13 protein-coding genes are annotated in these 18,156 nt (G+C 67.6%); 3 read left to right on the top strand and 10 right to left on the bottom strand.

The genetic code is table 11. From position 1 onward, the window contains the following. Positions 1-2: 2 nt before the first annotated feature. The 3 genes from gpmI to CP958_RS23520 form a co-directional block, all read right to left on the bottom strand. Complete coding sequence (gpmI, locus tag CP958_RS23530) at positions 3-1,565, bottom strand: 2,3-bisphosphoglycerate-independent phosphoglycerate mutase (RefSeq protein WP_096704612.1); 1,563 nt, start codon at positions 1,563-1,565, stop codon at positions 3-5. An 86-nt stretch (positions 1,566-1,651) separates the two neighbouring features. Beyond that, complete coding sequence (locus CP958_RS23525; protein WP_096704611.1) at positions 1,652-2,650, bottom strand: hypothetical protein; 999 nt, start codon at positions 2,648-2,650, stop codon at positions 1,652-1,654. Positions 2,651-2,726: 76 nt separating this feature from the next. Further along, positions 2,727-3,320 (bottom strand): DUF6624 domain-containing protein, encoded by a 594-nt coding sequence (locus CP958_RS23520; protein ID WP_096704610.1) that lies wholly within the window; start codon positions 3,318-3,320, stop codon positions 2,727-2,729. Positions 3,321-3,724: 404 nt separating this feature from the next. Between CP958_RS23520 and CP958_RS23515 the strand changes: the two genes are divergently transcribed. After that, positions 3,725-5,350: a bacteriohemerythrin gene (locus CP958_RS23515; protein WP_096704609.1), complete on the top strand. Its 1,626-nt coding sequence runs from the start codon at positions 3,725-3,727 to the stop codon at positions 5,348-5,350. 46 nt (positions 5,351-5,396) lie between these two features. On the opposite strand, the gene CP958_RS23510 is transcribed toward CP958_RS23515, so the two are convergent. The 6 genes from CP958_RS23510 to CP958_RS23485 form a co-directional block, all read right to left on the bottom strand. Then, the gene (locus CP958_RS23510) at positions 5,397-7,976 is read right to left on the bottom strand and encodes a tetratricopeptide repeat protein (RefSeq protein WP_096704608.1); all 2,580 of its coding nucleotides are present in this window, start codon (positions 7,974-7,976) and stop codon (positions 5,397-5,399) included. Next, positions 7,973-8,629, bottom strand: a complete 657-nt coding sequence (locus CP958_RS23505; RefSeq protein ID WP_096704607.1) for a hypothetical protein — start codon at positions 8,627-8,629, stop codon at positions 7,973-7,975. The genes CP958_RS23510 and CP958_RS23505 overlap by 4 nt, the downstream gene beginning before the upstream one ends. Beyond that, complete coding sequence (locus tag CP958_RS23500; RefSeq protein WP_096704606.1) at positions 8,614-9,207, bottom strand: SCO family protein; 594 nt, start codon at positions 9,205-9,207, stop codon at positions 8,614-8,616. Before CP958_RS23500 ends, CP958_RS23505 begins: the two co-directional genes overlap by 16 nt. Position 9,208: 1 nt before the next feature. Then, positions 9,209-10,657, bottom strand: a complete 1,449-nt coding sequence (locus CP958_RS23495) for a cbb3-type cytochrome c oxidase subunit I (RefSeq protein WP_096705018.1) — start codon at positions 10,655-10,657, stop codon at positions 9,209-9,211. 12 nt (positions 10,658-10,669) lie between these two features. Beyond that, entirely contained in the window at positions 10,670-11,209 is a 540-nt protein-coding gene (locus tag CP958_RS23490; RefSeq protein ID WP_096704605.1) for a cytochrome C oxidase subunit II, read from the bottom strand. A gap of 72 nt (positions 11,210-11,281) precedes the next feature. Continuing rightward, positions 11,282-11,548 carry a hypothetical protein gene (locus CP958_RS23485; RefSeq protein WP_141400623.1) on the bottom strand — a complete coding sequence of 89 codons (267 nt, stop codon included), beginning with the start codon at positions 11,546-11,548 and terminating at the stop codon, positions 11,282-11,284. A 311-nt stretch (positions 11,549-11,859) separates the two neighbouring features. Between CP958_RS23485 and CP958_RS23480 the strand changes: the two genes are divergently transcribed. Both CP958_RS23480 and CP958_RS23475 read left to right on the top strand, forming a co-directional pair. Then, on the top strand, positions 11,860-13,260 hold the full coding sequence (locus CP958_RS23480) for an EAL domain-containing protein (RefSeq protein WP_096704603.1): 1,401 nt from the start codon (positions 11,860-11,862) through the stop codon (positions 13,258-13,260). 3 nt (positions 13,261-13,263) lie between these two features. Beyond that, positions 13,264-16,281, top strand: a complete 3,018-nt coding sequence (locus CP958_RS23475) for a response regulator (protein WP_096704602.1) — start codon at positions 13,264-13,266, stop codon at positions 16,279-16,281. A 161-nt stretch (positions 16,282-16,442) separates the two neighbouring features. On the opposite strand, the gene CP958_RS23470 is transcribed toward CP958_RS23475, so the two are convergent. Beyond that, a complete protein-coding gene (locus CP958_RS23470; protein ID WP_096704601.1) occupies positions 16,443-18,104 on the bottom strand; it encodes an acyl-CoA dehydrogenase family protein in 1,662 nt (553 codons plus the stop codon). Positions 18,105-18,156: the final 52 nt, after the last annotated feature.

The following is an 18,156-nucleotide window of genomic DNA, read 5'->3' as shown; positions in this document are numbered from 1 at the left end:
GTCTAACCCGCCGCACGGAGGGTCTGGCGGAGCAGGGAATGCCCGCTCATCTCGGCCGGCTGGGCCAAGCCCAGCAGGGCCAGCAGGGTCGGCGCCACATCGGCCAGACGGCCGTCGCCGATGCCGGTGACGCCGGCGGGCGGGGCCACGAGGACGGCCGGTACCGGGCCGGTGGTGTGGGCGGTGTGGGGCTCGCCGGTCTCGGGGTCCCTCATCTGCTCGGCATTGCCGTGATCGGCGGTGACCAGCATGGTGCCGCCGGCCTTGGCGACCGCCGCCTCCAGCCGTCCCAGGCAGACGTCGACCGTCTGGGCGGCGGCGATGGCCGCCTTGAGGAAGCCGGTATGGCCGACCATGTCGCCATTGGCGTAGTTGACCACCACCACGTCGAAGGTGCCGCCCTCGATGGCGGCCACCAGCTTGTCGGTGACCTCCACCGCGCTCATTTCCGGCTGCAGGTCGTAGGTGGCGACCTTGGGGCTGGGGACCAGGATGCGTTCCTCGCCGGGGAACACCGTCTCGCGCCCGCCGTTGAAGAAGAAGGTGACGTGGGCGTACTTCTCGGTCTCGGCGATGCGCAACTGCCTGAGGCCGGCGTCGCTCAGCACCTCGCCCAGGATGTTGGAGAGCGATTCCGGCCCGAACAGGGTGTCGAGGAAGGCGTTCAGGTCCTTGGAATACTCGGTCAGCCCGACACGGGCGGCGAAGGCCACCTGTCGGGCGCGGGCGAAGCCGTCGAAGGTCGGGTTGACCAGGCAGTCGAGGATCTCGCGGGCCCGGTCGGCGCGGAAATTGCCCATCAGCAGGCCATCGCCGTCCTTCATGCCGGCATAGGAGCCGATGGCGGCGGGCAGCATGAACTCGTCGGTCTTGCCGTCGGCATAGGAGGCGGCGATGGCGGCCAGCGGATCGGCGGCGGCCGCGCCCTTGGCCTCGACCATGGCGTTCCAGGCCAGCGAGACGCGATCCCAGCGCTTGTCGCGGTCCATGGCGTAGTAGCGGCCCGACACGGTGGCGACGGAAACGTCGTGGCCCTTCACGTCGGCCAGGAAGCGTTCCATGAAGCCCTTGGCGCTGCTGGGCGGCGTGTCGCGGCCGTCGAGGAAGGCGTGAACCTTCACCGGCACACCGGCATCGGAAATGGTGCGGGCCAGGGCGGCCAGATGGTCCTGGTGGGAATGGACGCCGCCGGGGCTCAGGAGTCCCATCAGGTGACAGGCGCCGCCGCTCCGCTTCAGGGCGGCGATCATCCGGGTCAGCACCGGATTGGCGGCCAGCGAGCCGTCGGCCACGGCGGTGTCGATGCGCGGCAGGTCCTGCATCACCACCCGGCCGGCGCCGAGATTCATGTGCCCCACCTCGGAATTGCCCATCTGCCCGTCGGGCAGCCCCACCTGCAGGCCCGAGGTGTGCAGCAGGGCGTGGGGATAGCTGGCCAGGAAGCGGTCCCAATTGGGGGTGTCGGCCTGGGCGATGGCGTTGTCGGCGGTTTCTTCGCGCCAGCCCCAGCCGTCCAGGATGCACAGCACGACGGGACGGGGGCGGCGAAGGGAAGCACTGGACATGGGCGGCGAACCTGTGGCGAAAGGGGGCTTGCTGGCCGGCACCTTATACTTAATCGACCTTTCCCGCCAGTTTTAGCCCACTCGCGTCATGCGTTGGGAAGCCTTTGCCGCAGCGAGGCGGGCAGCGGCGCCAGCACCAGCCGGCGGGCATGGTGCCAGAAGGCCGACAGGCTGAGCAGCGCCGAGCCGATCACCAGGGCGGTGAGGGCGAAGGCCTCGGTGGACAAGCCCGCCGCCTCGAACAGGGTGGTGGCGGCGTAAAGCACATAGGCCAGCGCCGAAACCAGCAAGGCCCGGCGGTCCACCGCCAGGGCCACCACGGCCAGCACGATATAGATGGTGACGGCTCCGGCGGCTCCGGCGACGGTGGCGCCGCCGGCTCCCAGCAGGGAAAACACCGGGTGAACGATCAGCGGGGCGGCGGCCAGATGCAGCCAGAACGCCACGTCCGAGCGCCGCGTCCTGCGCGCCAGATCCCCGGCATCCCACCGGAGCGCCAGACCGAACAATCCCAGCCCGGCCGTGAAGATCAGCGGCAGGGTGAAATCACGCAAGGCGGGCACCAGGGCGATACCCAGGGCCAGCAGCGCCCCGGCGGCGCTCATCGCTCCGGCGGCGACGGTGACGGGAACCATGAAGCGGCGCCAGTGGCCCCAGGTGGCCAGGGCGGCGACGGCGGCCGAGGCGGCGACGCCGTAGCCGCCCCGGAAGGCGTCCTGGACACCGCTTAGGCCCAGTCCGGTGGCGAACACGCCGTAGACGAAGGCCAGCAGCAGGGCGATGCTGGGCAGGGCCATGCGGCGTTTGCGGGTGAAGTACTCGGCGAAGGCCCAGGCGGCAATGGCCGCCGAGGCACCGCCCAAAGCCGGGCTGAACTTGCCGGCCAGCCAGCCCAGCGCCGACAGCAGCAGGATGGCGGCGATGGTGACGAAGATGTCGTTGAAGCTGGTGACGAGGCGCACGCTCTCCTCGTCGGCATCATGAGCCGATTGCCGGCCGGCGACGAAATGGCGGAACGCCGCCGCCGTCTCGGAGGTCAGGATTCCGGCGGCGGTGGCCGCGTCGAGATCGTCGTCGCTGTACATGCTGACTCACCTGCCGTTGCTATGCGCCATAGAGCATGGCGGAGGAGGCGGGGCAAGCGCCGCCTCGCCGTTTCCCCTATTCCCGCCAGCCCACTTCGCGGGCCAGCGCCTCGAGCACCGAGCTGGAGGCTTCCCATTCCTCGGGCGGCGGGGCGCCGTCCGACTGGGCGGCGGCCCGCGCCGTGGCGATGGTTTCGGCCAGGGGTGCGAGGCCGGCGGCGGTGCGGCGGGTATCCACCCCCGCTTCATCCTCGATGGGCAGGGCGGAGAGCCTGCCGTTCTGCCAGTCCAGTTGGGTGCCGTATTTCTGCGGCCGGCCTTCCAGGGCGCGGATGCGGTCTTCCAGCATGGCGGCGTGGCGGCGCGGCACCTCGTCGCGGTTGGCGGCGGATTTCAGCAGGCCGAGGCAGCGACGCATGAAACTGGGCCGCGACACGGAATGCATGGCCACCAGCCAGGCGGCCTCGGCTCCGTCGGGACCGGCGGCGTCGGCGGTGGGCCAGCCTTCGTCGTCGACGATCAGTTCCAGCTCGCGGGCATTGGATTCATGCAGGCGGCGCAGCCGGGGCGGGTAACCGCCCACCGGCTCGCCCGATTGCAGCAGTTCAAGGCGCAACGCCTGCTCGGCGTCTTTCAACGCCAGTAAGCGGTGGCGGAAATGTCCGGCCAAGGGCGGCGCTCCTGATGGGAAAACTTGAAACTCGCCCCAGGCAGATATTCGATTTGTCTTCGTAGATCAACAAATTGCTGGGCGGGGCGCGTGTGCTCCGCCCGGCAATTCGCGGCCCTTGATCGCCGGGCGGGCGCGAGGGTTCCGATTGCGGACGCCTTGTGCCGTCAGTCTGAAGCCGATCCAAAGTAGCAGAAATAAATGCGGGCCAAGTTTTGACTAACATCAACATCTCGGGCCTGAGATGCTGATTTCATATAATTTTGATGAATGGCGCCTTATTGACTGGCGTCAAGTCGATGCTGCCGGGATTTGTCCAAATATACTGGCTCGATTTGTTGTTCATTGTGCCAGATGCCGAGGTCTTCTCCTTGATATGCGCTGGCTGACCGAGGGCAGGCATCATGGCCGTACAGTGGAACTCTCAATTCTCGGTGGGCATCGTCGCCATTGATGAGGATCACCGGAAACTTTTCACTATGATCGACGAGTTGCGCACCATGGCGGTGGAGCAGGCTCATCCCGACGACATCGAGTTTCTGCTCGAGCGCATGATCGAATTCGCCGCCTACCATTTCCGCCGCGAGGAAGCGTTGCTCGAGGGCAACGGCTATCCGGGCTTTTCCGGTCACAAGGCCAATCACGATCGCTTCGCCAACGAGGCCATGGCGGTGCTGACCGATTGGCGCGCCGGCCGGCGGGGCGGGGTGACCGCCAAATTCGCCGATTCCATCGAGGCCTGGCTGGTCGAGCATGTCATGAAGGAGGACATGGCCTACAAGGACTTCCTCGGGGAGCGCTTCCGCGTGCTGCCGCTGCTCAGCCCCCATTCCCTGGTGGTGACCCTGGCCCTGCCGGCGCTTGCGGCGGTGGCGGGACTGGCCGGGTCGCTGGCCACGGGGGCGACGGGGGCGGCCTTATGGATTCAGGCGGCGGCGGCCCTGGTCGCCCTGGTCCTGGCGTTTGTCCTGGGCGGCCGGGCGGTGGGCGTGGTGGTGTCCATGACGGAGAGCCTGACCCGGCTGGCCGAGAACAAGCTCGACACCAAGGTGCCGGGCGGTCGCCGCGGTGATCAGCTCGGCCGCATGGCCGCCGCCGCCGAGCTGGTCAAGCTCAACATCTGGGAGGTCCTGCGCAGCCATCAGGAGAGCGAGACCCAGCAGCGCCGCGCCGCCATCGCCCGGCGTCAGGCCATCGACGGTGTCCGCGGTGATTTCCAGGATTCGCTGCACGATCTGGTGCCCAGCGTTGCCGCCAACGTCAAGGTCGCCCGCGCCAAGTCCAAGGTGGTCCTGGCCGATGTCGGCACGTCGCGGGGCCGCTGCAACGAGGCGGTGCAGGCCTCGGACGCGGTGGCGGCCAGCGTCGATGTGGTCGCCGTCGCCGCCCATGACCTGTCCCAGTCCATCGCCGAAGTGCGCGGCCATGTCGACGAGGCGAGCGCCATCGCCGGCAAGGCGCTGACCGCCGCCGAGCGGGCATCGGGAACCATCGCCGGCCTCGACGAATCGACCCGGCGGATCGGCGAGATCGTCACCCTGATCACCGATATCGCGGCCCAGACCAATCTGCTGGCCCTGAACGCCACCATCGAGGCGGCCAGGGCGGGCGAGGCGGGAAAAGGCTTCGCCGTGGTCGCCAACGAGGTCAAGCATCTGGCCAGCCAGACCGCGCGGGCCACCGAGGAGATCGGCCAGGTGGTGGGCTCGATCCAGAACTCGGCCGGCGAGGTGGTGACCGAGATCGGCTCGATCGGCGAGATTATCGCCCAGATGAACGGGATTTCGCGGCGGGTCTCCGAGGTGATGACCCTTCAGGATGCCGCCACCGGCGACATCGCCGAGCGGGTCCGTCAGGCCGCCGAGGGAACCGCCGACGTGGCGGGGCGGCTGAAAGACGTGATGTCGACGGTGGACTCGGCGGCGGGTGGCGCCGAGGAGATCGCCCTGGCCACCCAGGAACTGGCCCGGACCACCGGCGAATTCCAGAGCGCCATCGACAGCTTCCTCGCCAGACTGGACCGTCATTAGGCCATTCCGTCCTGCCCGGCTTCATGCCGGGCAGGACCATCCCTGCTCAGATATCGATCCTTTGAATCCAGAACTGGTACATGCTGCGGAAGGTATCCGGATTCTCCATCTCGAGAGCCTGCCATTGCCGCAGGTCGGTCGCCGCCGGATCATGGGGAAACCGCCGGCGGTAGGCGTCGAGCACCGGCCTCTCCACGGTGAAGCCCAGGAAGCGCAGGCCGTTCTCGTCGCAAAACCGCGCGATGGTCTCCAAGGTCAGGCGATGTTCCTGAACATGGAACAGAAGGTCCCGGCAGGGACTGGTGCCGAAGAAATCGCTGAAGCCGGCGAGGGACGCGAAGTCGGCGCCGTCTCCGGCCTCGATCAAATCCCGGCGGCAGCGCCGGATTTCCTCCGGGCTTGATCCGTACCCCCCGGCGGCGATGAAATCGCGCGCGCGGGCCACATCCCGGCGGGCCAACTCGCTGTACAGGCCGATACGCATCACGCCGCGTGGCCGCAACAGGCCCAGCAACGTCCGCCATCCCTCCAGGGGATCGGCCAGATGGTGCAGCACGCCGACCGCCTCGATCACGTCGAACCGCCGGCCGAGACCCGACAGCCGGGTGATGTCGGCCTGGGCGTATTCGATGGCGTCCAGGCCCAGTTCGGCGGTCTTCCGCTTGGCGTAGCAAAGGCTGGCCATGCTGAGGTCGATGGCCAGCAGCCGGGCCGCCCGGTAGGTCTGGGCCGTGCAGATGGGGTGCTGTCCGGTGCCGCAGCCGGCCACCAGGACGTCGATGCCGTCTCCCCTGTCCAGGGGATGGAACCGGGCCAGGGGAAAGGTCCGGCGCAACACCTCGTCGAGAGGGCGGGGTTCGTCGATCACCGAGACCCTGACCCATCGGGGATAGGGATTGGCCTCGTACAAGGCCGCCACCTGCCGCGACACGTCGTCGTCGATGGGCGTCAGGCGGGGAATGGCCGAGCGGTATTCCGCCTCGGCGAGAGGTTCCTCCACCTGGGAGGCAAGCATCGCCCTCGCCTCCTCGGGCCATGTCCGGTCCAGCAGGCGCCGGGCATCCGGCAGCGTATGGAGCGGGAAATAGCTCGCCACCGCCGGCAACCACCGCGCCGGGATGGCGGCATCATTGTCCAGCGCCGCCACCAGCCGGGCACGCAGGGCGGTGGCCGCCTCGAGTTCCTCCCCGGCGCAGTCGTGGATGTATTCGGTGATGAAGCACTGTTGGGCCAGGGCGCAGTGAAAGGCCAGGAGGGTGTCGGCGTATTTCCGCTCCGGGGCGGTTCCGCCGACGGCGTGCAGCAGGGCATGGCGTGCCGAGATCAGGAAACGCTCGAAATCCAGGTCCTGGATCGGCGCCGAAGTGAGGGCGGCGTGCAGCAGGGCGTCCCCGGACGCCGCCGCGATACCGGAGGGTGGGAACAGCTCCGACAGGGGCGGGCGCCGGGGGTGGGCGTTCCTTGCGCCGGCGATGCAATCCTCGATTTCGGGAGCCAGCCGGATCATGGCGGTGGCGAGGGGCATCAGGTCGGCCGGCATGCCCCAAGGTTCGGAAAGGGCGCGGACCAGGAGAGCCCGAACCCGGCCGTCGTCGCGGGTCGGGCGAAGGCTCCTGACGCAATTGACGAACAGCATCCTGGACGCCGGGGTTTCATCGGCGGCCATGGCGGACAGGCAGCATCGCAGGGCCTCGGCCGCGCGTCCCAGTTCAAGAAGGGTGATGCCGAGATTGAGGTGGGCCTCGGCGAGGTCCGGCTTGAGGTCGAGGACCCGGCGCCACGTCTCCACCGCCGCCTCCAACCGGCCCAGCCGGTAGAGGGAGTCTGCGAGGGCGCAATGGGCTTCGGCGAAGTCGGGCGCGGCCTCCACCGCCCGGCGGTGGCTGTCCACGGCTTCGGGCAGACGGCCCAATCCGGCCAGGACGAGCCCCAGGTTGTAATGCCCCGCCGCAAGGTTCGGCATGATCTCCACGGCCTGGCGGCAGACGGTCTCCGCCTCGTCCAGCCGTCCCGACTGGCGCAGGATGTTGCCAAGGTTGTTGGCCGCCATGGCGTTGCCGGGCCGCATCTCCAGCAGCCGGCGATAGCAGCCTTCCGCCTGCTCCAGCCGGCCGAGGCCATAGAGGGCCATTCCCAGGTTGGCGAGGGCGTCCTCGAGATCGGGATGGAGGTCCAGGGTCCGGCGGTATTCGGCGACGGCCTCCTCCAGCCGTCCGGCGGTGTGCAGGGCAACGGCGCCGGCATATGCCGCGCCGCCCCGCGCGGTGGCGTCCGCCCAGGCGAGCAGTGCCTGGAATCCGGGATCGGACAGGCCATGCCGGCGCCCCTCCGCCACCGCCCGCAATGCCAGACCCGATTGCCCCGAGCGGATCAGGGCGTCGATATAGCTCAGCCAGAACCGCACATCGGAGGGTTGCGCCTCCAGGGCGGCGCGCAGATGGGGCAAAGCCTGCCCCGGCCGTCCGGCCGCCACCGACAGCAATCCGAGATTGTGGTTGGCCTCGGGGTGATTCGGCGAGGTCCGGAGGATGGCGCGGTAAAGCCGCTCGGCCTCGGGCAGCCGTCCGGATTGCTGACATCGGACGGCCTGCGCCAGGGTACTGGTAATGGGTACGGATTTGGTCATTGGCGGCTCCCCCAGCCTTGATGATTGAAGCGTGGGCGCTGCTGCTGCGGCGCCATGTGGTGGAATGGGACGGATGGTCGGGCGCCGCCGACAAAGGCCCGGACCAGCACCGCGAAGGTGATGGCACCGGCCAGACAGAGCAGGGCGCGGCCGACGATTTCCTGCTGGTCGATCAGGTAGTAGACGCAAACCCGGACGGGGGCGGCCAGATACAGCCAGCCGACGATGCCCAGCATGGAGACGGCGTTGGCGACGACGAAGCCCTGGCCGAGCATGGGCAGGCGGGGCCAGCAGCGGCGGAGCGGCACTCCGACCAGCAGGGGCAGCGAGATGAACTTGGCGGCTTCGAAGGCGGCCGAGGCGATGGCGTTGTCCAGGGTGCGCGGCAGCATCCAATAGGCCGCCGCCAGATTGGCGGCCAGGATGCCGACGATGCCGTGACGGTCCCAGGCCGCCGCCGGATTCCGGCCGACGGCGGGGGATGGGGCGCACAGCCAGCCGCAAAGGGCCAGCAGGGGAATCTGCACCAGCATATGGCGGGCCATGTCGCGTTCCATGGCTTCGCGAAGGGACGGCAGGGCCAGCAGGGCCAGCAATCCGGCCCCCAGGGCGATCCGGCCCGGATGGGCGGACGGGGTCAGGAGGCCAGCCACGGCGTCACCTCGTCGATCAGGGCGGACAGCGGCTCGAAATCGAGGACGCGGACCAGCCGCCCCCGGCCATCCACCAGATGGATGGCGGCGTTGTGCTGATAGCCGCCCCACGGGTCGGGGATCACCACCACGCCGGCGGTATCCAGCAAGTCCCGCAGATCACCGCCGCTGGTCGGGCGGACCACCCGCCAGCGGTCGCCGTCGGCGCCGTGGCGGATGGCGTAGTCCTTCAACTCGGCCCGCCCGTCGTGCTCGATGTCGAAGCTGATGCTGAGCAGCGTCACGCCGGGCAGGGCCTGGGACAGGCGGCCGAACACCTCGCCCAGGGTCGAGCAGACGGTGGGGCAGCGGGTGTAGACGAACTCGACCAGCACCACCCGGCCCCGCAGCCATTCGGGGCCGATCCGGCGGCCGTCCTGATCCTCCAGGACGACCGCCGGAAGGGGGCGCGGCGATCGCGCCACTTCCAGACGCCGAGCCCCCTCGGTGGTGAAGACCCGGAAGCCCTCGGTCGCCGACCAGAACGCCGCCGCGGCGACGATGATCACCGCCATGGCCGCCGCGAGGCCGCGGACCATGTCAGCGGGCCGCGCCGGCCGGGGTGGTCCTGGCGACCAGCCGGGCCATCAGCATGGCGGTCCCCAGGATCACCAGCGCCGCCGACAGGGCGCCGATCCGGGCCTGCCCGATCCATTCCGGCAGATACTCGGCGAAGCGGCGCGGGATGCCGGCCTGACCGGAATACAGGAATGACTGGGTCAGGCCGATGCCGCCCGCCACGAAGATCCAGAAGGCGGCGATGCCGAAGCGGCCCGGCACCCGCGCCCCGGCGGTCCGGCCCAGCCAGGACGCGAAGCCCAGCACCATGCCCACCTGCCCCAGCAGCAGGTAGCTGTGGAAATGTCCGGGAACCCACAGGGTGTTGTGCATTACCGAATTGACGATGATGGTGGCGTCGATGATGGCGGGAATCACCCCGGCCGCCCAGCCGAACACCCCGATGAACAGCAGGCCCGCGGCCAGGTCCCAGCGCAGCCCCGAGCGGTAGACGATCATCAGGGCTCCGAAGGCGGTGACCACCAGGATCGGCAGGCCGCTGACATAGGAGAGGATCTGCCCGAGGATCAGTAGCCAGCGCGGCATGCCGAAATCCATCAGGAGGTGGTGGGGATAGGCCGCCAGCACCAGGATGGTGGACATGGTCCAGGCCGCCAGGAACGGCCGGTTGGGCTTCCACGGCCGCCCGGTATAGTCGGGCAGCAGCTCGTATACGGCGATCACCGCCATGTAGATGGTGGCGTTGATGAACACGTGGCCGAAGAAGTAGATCATGTTCTTGGCGACCATGGCGTCGATGGCGAATTGCGGCACCATCAGGTTCACCAGGCTGATCACCAGTACCGAGGCGCCGAAGACCAGCCCCAGGGTGTTGGCGATGGCCACCATGGTGCTGGCCACCACGGTCGGCGGCGGCGGCTCGGGATCGCTGCCGAACAGGCTGGGCCAGCCGAGCGCCCGGGTCAGGCTGCCGTAGCGGCCGAGAATGGCCCGTACGGTGTCGAGGTGAAGCAGCAGGAAGCCGGTGCCAATCAGCAGCAGCCCGCCCAGATGGACCGCCGCGGCCCATTGCTCCCACTGGCCGCCGGCCTTGGCCGGCAGGGGAAACAGGAAGGTCCAGGCGGCGGCGAAGCCGCCGATGAAGTCGGCGACCAGGATCATTGCCGCCCCGACGACGAAGGTGACGAGGTTGAGGACGAACACCCAGGTGGTCAGGTGGACGTGGCGGCCGAGGAAATACCACAGCACGGCGGCACCGCCGATGGCGGTGACCCCGACCATGCCGGTGCCGTGCACGGTCATGCTCTGGTAGAAGAGTTCGGCCGGCAGCGCCACCAGCCCTCCCTGGTTGAGACGCATGAGCAGCCCCAGCGCCATCATCAGCAGGAGCACCGCGCCGAACACCACCAGATAGGCGGCGACCGCCCGCCGGGCGCCCCGGGTCGGAACAAGATGGGATTGGATGATCATCGCCGGCATCCTTCAGTGGCTGGTGACGGTGAACTCGCCCATCATCGCGTGATGGGCGACGCCGCAATATTCGAGGCAGAGCAGGTGATAGGTTCCCGGCCGCTGGAAGGTGTAGGTCAGGACGTTGGTGTATCCCGGCATGGCCTGGGTCTGGGCCAGCAGCCGCATGGAATCGTCGTAGATGCCGAAGCCGTGGGTCACGTCATTGGAGGTGACCCGGAACTGAACCGGCCGGCCGGCGACGATCCGTTCGGGGGAAAGCTCCCATTGCCAACGGCTGCCCACCGCCTCGACCACCTGGGGCGGCCGGAGCGCGCCTTCGGAGGACGTCGCGTAGGCGGCGGTATAGGGCAGTTCCCCCAGCGTCAGGGCACTGACACCGCCCGATACCACCAGCAAGACCACGAACAGCGCCTTGCGCAGGCGATAGGCTCTTTCGACGATGCCCGGATACTCGGCGAATTCGCCCGCCCCGGCCGCGACCCAAAGGAAGCTGAGGGCAACCGCCCCCATGGCGATCAGGGTGATCACCCAGGCAACGTGCTGAACCATTTTGCGCTCCTAATTAGGTAAATCCGCACTGAATTGCGTGTTTCGGCGAAAGAGGCGGCCCCCCGGCCGGCCTCAGCGAGAGTGTCCGCCCACTCCCATGGCCGGGAACGGCTGCTGGCTTCCGAGCAGGCTCTGCCAGTCGGCCACTTCGGCGCGGCGCCGTTCCTCGATGCGGGCGCTGTTGGCGGCGTGGGCCTGGGTGGTTGGGTGGGGGTTGCCGATCGCCATGATGGACGTGCTCGCCGACAGGGGCTGCGGCGATGGCTGGGTTGCCATGGTGGGGGCGGCGAGGCCGGTGATGACGGCGGCCGATAAAAGCAGAGTGTGAAGCTTGGACATTTCATCCTCCATTCGCTGGACTCGGTAGATGCATAAAGAATGCATGTTTAAAGCGAACCAAACCTGAGCCCCTTAGTCAACCATGTTGATAGTAGGGAATCATTGCGAAGGATTTGGGAGTATGCAGGCTATCTACTTAATAATAAATAATATTTCCGCATAATCTCGAGCGCAGCCAGCGGCGATCAAAATTTTAATGCGCCGTTTTATCCGACTTTCTGCCCCAAAGATTGCGAAAATCGGATGTGTTGCGGTCGAGCAGGGGTGGGTTGGAGCCTTACCTTAGCTCTTTAGTCAGCTAACCAACGTCAATGCGGGAGGGGAGGGCGTTCGACATCATGAAGCCCGGTTGTCGATCCCCGGCCGCCTCGGCACTCCGCCCGTTGGCTGCCGGCTTGCCTGGAGTCGGTCCCCCGATGCCCGTTCCCCCTTCTGTTCCCGCCGCGACCGACAGTTTCCGACGCCACCATCATCAAATGCGGGAGATGATGGAGCGGATTCACGGGATGCTGGACGTGACGCGCGTCGAGCGTGATCCGGGCGCGGTCGCCACCATCCTTCGCGAACTGTTCAGCAAGTTTTCCATCCATCTGGCGTTGGAAGACCGCCTGCTCTATCCGAAGCTGCGGGGCTGGCCGGTTCCCCACCTTCAGGCCGTCGCCGACCGCTTCCAGAGCGAAATGGGGGGCATGAAGGCGGAATTCGACACCTATCGCCGCGCCTGGCCCGGCCCCCAGGCCATCAGCGCCGATCCCGGCCGCTTTGTCGCCGAGACGCTCTCGGTTCTGGGGGCCTTGGGGCAGCGGATCAGCCGCGAGGATCTGGATCTCTATCCCTCCTTCGAGGCCACGGCCTGCTCGCCGGGCACCCAGTTCGGATTGTTTCGGGCGGATGGGGACATCAGGCCGGTTCTCAGCGACGATCAACTGGTCAAGGCGTTGCCCCAGGCCATCGAGGACGGCCGGATCGTTCCGTTCTTCCAGCCGAAATTCGATATTTTCCGCAAGCGGATCACCGGCTTCGAAGCCCTGGCCCGCTGGCCGGACCCCCATTGGGGAATGATCGCCCCCATCCGCTTCATTCCGGCCGCCGAGGAGGCCGGACTCATACTGGCGCTGGGCGAGGCGATGCTGGCCGCATCATGCCGCACCGCCGTCGGCTGGACCGCCGACGGTCATGCCGCGTCCATCGCCGTCAACGTCTCTCCGCATCAACTGAGCCTCGGCCGCGATTTCGTGACCATGGTATCCTCGGTCCTGGCGGAGACCGGACTGCCGCCCGCCCGCCTGGAGCTGGAAATCACCGAAAGCGTGATGATGGAACCGGCGCTCCGGGGGGTGATCGACGCCCTGACCGCCATGGGAATCGGCATCGCCATCGACGATTTCGGAACCGGCTATTCCTCCCTGGCCTATCTGAAGCGGTTCAGCGCATCCACCGTCAAGATCGACAAGAGCTTCATCGACGACATGCCGGCGGCCCTCGACAGCTGCATCCTGGTCGACGCCATCATCCGGCTGGGCCACGGCCTGGGCATGACCGTCGTCGCCGAGGGTGTGGAAAACATCGAGCAGGTGGAGGCGCTGGAACTGGCCGGGTGCGACATCATCCAGGGATATGCCATCGCTCCGGCCCTGGCCGGGCCTCAGGCGTTCGGGCTGCTGGCCAGCCAAGAGGGTGCAGAGCATCCCCCCGTCGAGATCGCGGTCTGAGCCATGGGCACCCCCGGCGACATCGTCATCATCGCCCTGCTGTCGGCCCTGCTTGCCGCTGGAGGAGGTATGGGGCTGTGGCGGCATTTGCGTCGCCGTGACGATGGTGGGGAATCCCGATTCGCCTCTCTGACCGCCGTGGCGGCCGACGCCGTGGTGACCATCGACCAGAACAGCATCATCCTGTCCTGGAACCGGGGGGCCGAGGCCATTTTCGGCCATGGCGAGGCATCGATGATCGGGCGGCCGCTGCACACGATCATCCCCGAGCGGTACCGGGCCGGTCACGATGCCGGTGTAAGCCGCCTGTGCCGGGGGGACGGATCGCCGTTCGGGGGCAAGACCCGCGAGCTGTACGCGCTGCGCGCCGACGGTAGCGAATTCCCCATCGAACTGACCGTATCGACCTGGTCCGGCCCGCAGGGACGGCTGTTCATCGGGATCATCCGCAACATCACCGAACGCCGCCGGGTCGACGACGCCCTGAGGCAGGCCAAGGTCGAGGCGGAGCAGAGCGCGCGCGCCAAGTCCGAATTGCTGGCCATGATGAGCCACGAGATCCGCACGCCGCTCAACGGGATCATCGGAATGCTGCAGCCGTTGCGGCGCAGCCACCTGGACGCCGACCAGAGCGATTGGGTCGAGACCATCCATTATTCCAGCCAGGCGCTGCTGACCATCGTCGACGATACCCTCAGCTTCTCCAAGCTGGATTCGGGCCGGCTGGAGCTCGAGCGCGTGGAATTCGACCTCTGGCGCCTCGGATCGAGCATCACCTCGCTGATGGCGTCGCGCGCCGAGGAAAAGGGCCTGACGCTGTCCATGCAGGCCGGCGAGACCGTGCCGCGCCGCCTGAAGGGGGACCCGACCCGGCTGCGTCAGGTTCTGCTCAATCTGGTCGGCAACGCCATCAAGTTCACCGAGCGCGGCAGCATCAGCGTGGCGGTGACCGTCGTGCGGCGCAATGCCGACGACGTTCTTCTCCACTTCTCGGTCGCCGACACAGGAATCGGTGTTCCCACCGAGGCCAGGCCCTGCCTGTTCACCGCCTACGCCCAGGCGGACGCCTCCATTACCCGCCGGTTTGGCGGCACCGGGCTCGGCCTTGCCATCTGCAAGAAGATCGCCGACGCCATGGGCGGGCGGATCGGGGTCGACAGCCGCGAGGGCGAGGGCAGCGTCTTCTGGTTCGAGGCGCCGTTCGAATATCCCGGCCAGTCCTCGCTGGCGGACTCCGCTCCGCCCGCCGCCGAACCTTCCGATTTCGACATGGTGCCGGCTCATGTCCTGGTGGTCGAGGACGATCCCATCAATCAGAAGGTGGCCGATACGCTGCTGCGGGCCATGGGCCTCGGCGTCGCCGTCGTCGGGGACGGCAAGCTGGCGGTGGAGGCCGTCCTGGGCGGGCAAAGGGCCTTCGATGCGGTTCTGATGGATGTCGATATGCCCGAGATGGGCGGCCTGGAGGCCACCCGCCTGATCCGGGAACGGATCGGCGGCGACCGCCTGCCGATCATCGGGCTGACGGCCCTGACACGGGACGAGGATGTCAGGGCCTGCCGGGAGGCCGGCATGGACGAGGTCATCACCAAGCCGATCGACGCCTTCGCCCTCCACCAGACCCTGAAATCCCGCCTGCGGGCCTCGCCGTCGGCCGATATCCGGCCGGCTCCGCCGGTTTGCGGCCAGGATCTGCCGGCCGAACTGCCGCCGTTCCATCTGTCGGCGGCGCTTCGCCGCGTCGACGGAAACCGCACGCTGCTGCGGGACATGATCGTCGGCTTCCACCGTCACTACTCCCAGGCGGTGACGGAGGTCCGCCGTCTGCTCGGCAGTGGCCGTGATGACGAGGCGCGGCGCCTGGTCCACTCTTTGCGCGGCGTGGCCGGCGCGTTGGAGGCGACGGCGCTCTCGGCGGCCGCGGCGGAACTGGAAACGGCCATTCGCCGCGACCGTCGCGATCTGGACGGGGAAATCATCGCCCTTGAAGCGGCCTTGCGGCCTGCCCTGGCCAGCGCTGCCTCGGTGGTCGCGGCGGGAGCCGAGCATTGCCCGCTACCGGCGACGGGCGGCACCGGCGGTACCAAGGACACCACGATCCTGATCATCGATGACGATCCGCTGAACGTCCTGGTGCTGCGCGAAATTCTTGGCTCGGAGTACGAGACCATCGTGGCCCCGGACGGCGCCGGGGCGCTTGAACTGGCCCGTACCGCCAATCCCGACCTGATCCTGCTCGACATCATGATGCCGGGAATGGACGGGTACGAAGTCTGCGCCCATCTCAAGGCCAATGTCGCCACCGCCCATGTTCCGGTGATCTTCATCACCTCGCTCGGCGACATGGATGCCGAAAGGCGGGGCCTGGAGGCGGGGGCCGCCGATTATGTCTCGAAGCCCATTTCGGCGCCGATCATCCGGATGCGCATCCGCAATCAGATCGAGTTGAAGAAGGCCCGCGACGGCCTGACCATCCTGGCCGAGGTCGACGGCCTGACCGGGCTCGAGAACCGCCGGCGGCTGGACGAGGTGCTTGATGCCGAATTGCGGCGGCTGCGCCGGTCACAGGGATTGCTGTCGCTGATCCTGCTGGATGTGGACCACTTCAAGGCCTTCAACGACACCTATGGCCACGTTGCCGGCGACGACTGCCTGCGGCAGATCGGCAGCGCCATCCGGGGTGTGGTCAGCCGCTCGTCCGACCATGCCGCCCGTTATGGCGGCGAGGAGTTCTGCATCGTCCTGCCCGAGACCGACCATCTCGGCGCCATGGCCCTGGCCGAACGCATCCGCGTCGGCGTCGCCGGTCTCCGCATCTCGCACCGGGCCTCTTCGGCCGCCGACCACGTTACCGCCAGCCTGGGGGTTCTGAGCGTGAGGTGCCGCCTCGGCGATACCGCCAAGGAACTGTTGTCCATGGCCGACGCCCAGCTTTATCGGGCGAAGAACAAAGGCCGCAATTGCATCGCGGCGGAACACCGGGCTGCCGGCCCGGCACTTCGCTCCGCGTTGTCGTCGTAGCGCTCCGGTCAATTCCCCGGCGGCGAAGCCATTCGACCGCTCCGGCCGCCGGAAAACCGATGTGCGGTGTTATAGCGTGATGCCCAAAATGTGCATCACGCTATAGGCCTTATCATTGTCCCTCGCCGGGCGGGCGCATCCACGCCCTTGGCCGCGCCGCTCTAATTGCGCGCGCCGCTCAGCAGACCGCGGGCGATGACCTGGGCCTGGATCTCGGCCGCACCCTCGAAGATGTTGAGGATACGGGCGTCGCACAGGATGCGCGAGATGGGGTATTCCTCGGCATAGCCGTTGCCGCCGTGCACCTGCAGCGCGTTGTCGGCGTTGGCCCAGGCGACGCGCGCCGCGAGCAGCTTGGCCATGCCGGCCTCGATGTCGCAGCGATGCCCCTCGTCCTTCTCGCGGGCCGAGAAATAGGTGAGCTGACGGGCCACCATGGTCTCCACCGCCATCCAGGCGATCTTGCCGCCGACGCGGGGGAACTCGTAGATGGGCTTGCCGAACTGCACGCGCTCGTTGGCGTATTTGAGACCCGCTTCCATGGCGCACTGGGCCACGCCGACGGCGCGGGCGGCGGTCTGGATGCGGGCGGATTCGAAGGTCTCCATCAACTGCTTGAAGCCCTGGCCCTCCTCGCCGCCCAGCAGATTGGCGGCGGGGACCTTGAAGCCGTCGAAGCCCAGCTCGTATTCCTTCATGCCGCGATAGCCCAGCACCTTGATCTCGCCGCCGGTCATGCCTTCGGCGGGGAAGGGGTTCTCTTCCGTGCCGCGCGGCTTGGGCGCGATCATCATGGACAGGCCCTTCCAATCCTTGGTGTCGGGATTGGTGCGGACCAGCAGGGTCATCACGTCGGTACGCGCCGCGTGGGTGATCCAGGTCTTGTTGCCGGTGACCACGTACTCGTCGCCCTGCTTCACGGCGCGGGTGCGCAAGCTGCCCAGGTCCGAGCCGGTATTGGGTTCAGTGAACACGGCGGTGGGCAGAATCTCGCCCGAGGCGATCTTGGGCAGCCAGTACTGCTTCTGCTCCTCGGTGCCGCCCAGACGGATCAGCTCGCCGGCGATCTCGGAGCGGGTACCCAGCGAGCCGACGCCGATATAGCCGCGCGACAGTTCCTCGGTGACCACGCACATGGACATCTTGCCCAGGCCCAGGCCGCCGTATTCCTCGGGCAGCGTCAGGCCGAACACGCCCATCTCCGCCACGTGGTTGACCACCTCGATGGGGATCAGCTCGTCCTTGAGGTGCCATTCATGGGCATGGGGGATGACTTCGTTCTCGGCGAAGCTGCGGAACTGATCGTGGATCAGCACCAGGGTCTCGTCCTCCAGGCCCGGCTCGCCGAAATGGTGGCCGTCCTTGATCAGCTCGGCGATGCGGGTGCGCACGGCCGCCGTGCAGCCCGACTTGCGCAGCGTGGCGGTGGCGTCGTTGGACAGCTCGTGCACCACCTCGGTGTCGAGACCCAGGTCGCCGAGGCGGACGATCTCGCCCTGGCTCATGGGGATGCCGCCGTAAATCTGGGCGACGTATTCGCCGTAGGCCGCCTGGAGCATCAGGGTCTCCAGCTCGCCCAGCTTGCCCTCGGCCTCCAGGCGCTTGGCCCAGCCCAGCATCTGCTGCAGCGCCGCCACGTAGGTGGCCAGCCAGGCATAGCCGTGGGCGGCCGACTGGTTGGCGTCGAACAGGGCGCCGTTGATCTTGCCGTCCTTGCTGACCATGGCCGTGACCGAGGACTTGGCGGCCAGCCGCAGCTTGTCGACCACCAGGGCGGCGGATTCGCAGGTGGGGATCAGGTTGGAAAGCAGGATGGCGGTCATGACGGCGTCCTTGACGGAATGAAATGAAAAAAACCCTCTCCCGGATTCGGGA

Origin of the sequence: Magnetospirillum sp. 15-1, from assembly GCF_900184795.1 — a bacterium.
In the GTDB taxonomy this organism is placed as follows: domain Bacteria; phylum Pseudomonadota; class Alphaproteobacteria; order Rhodospirillales; family Magnetospirillaceae; genus Phaeospirillum.
Note: the sequence above shows the minus strand (reverse complement) of the source record. Positions and strands in the feature narration are given on the sequence as shown.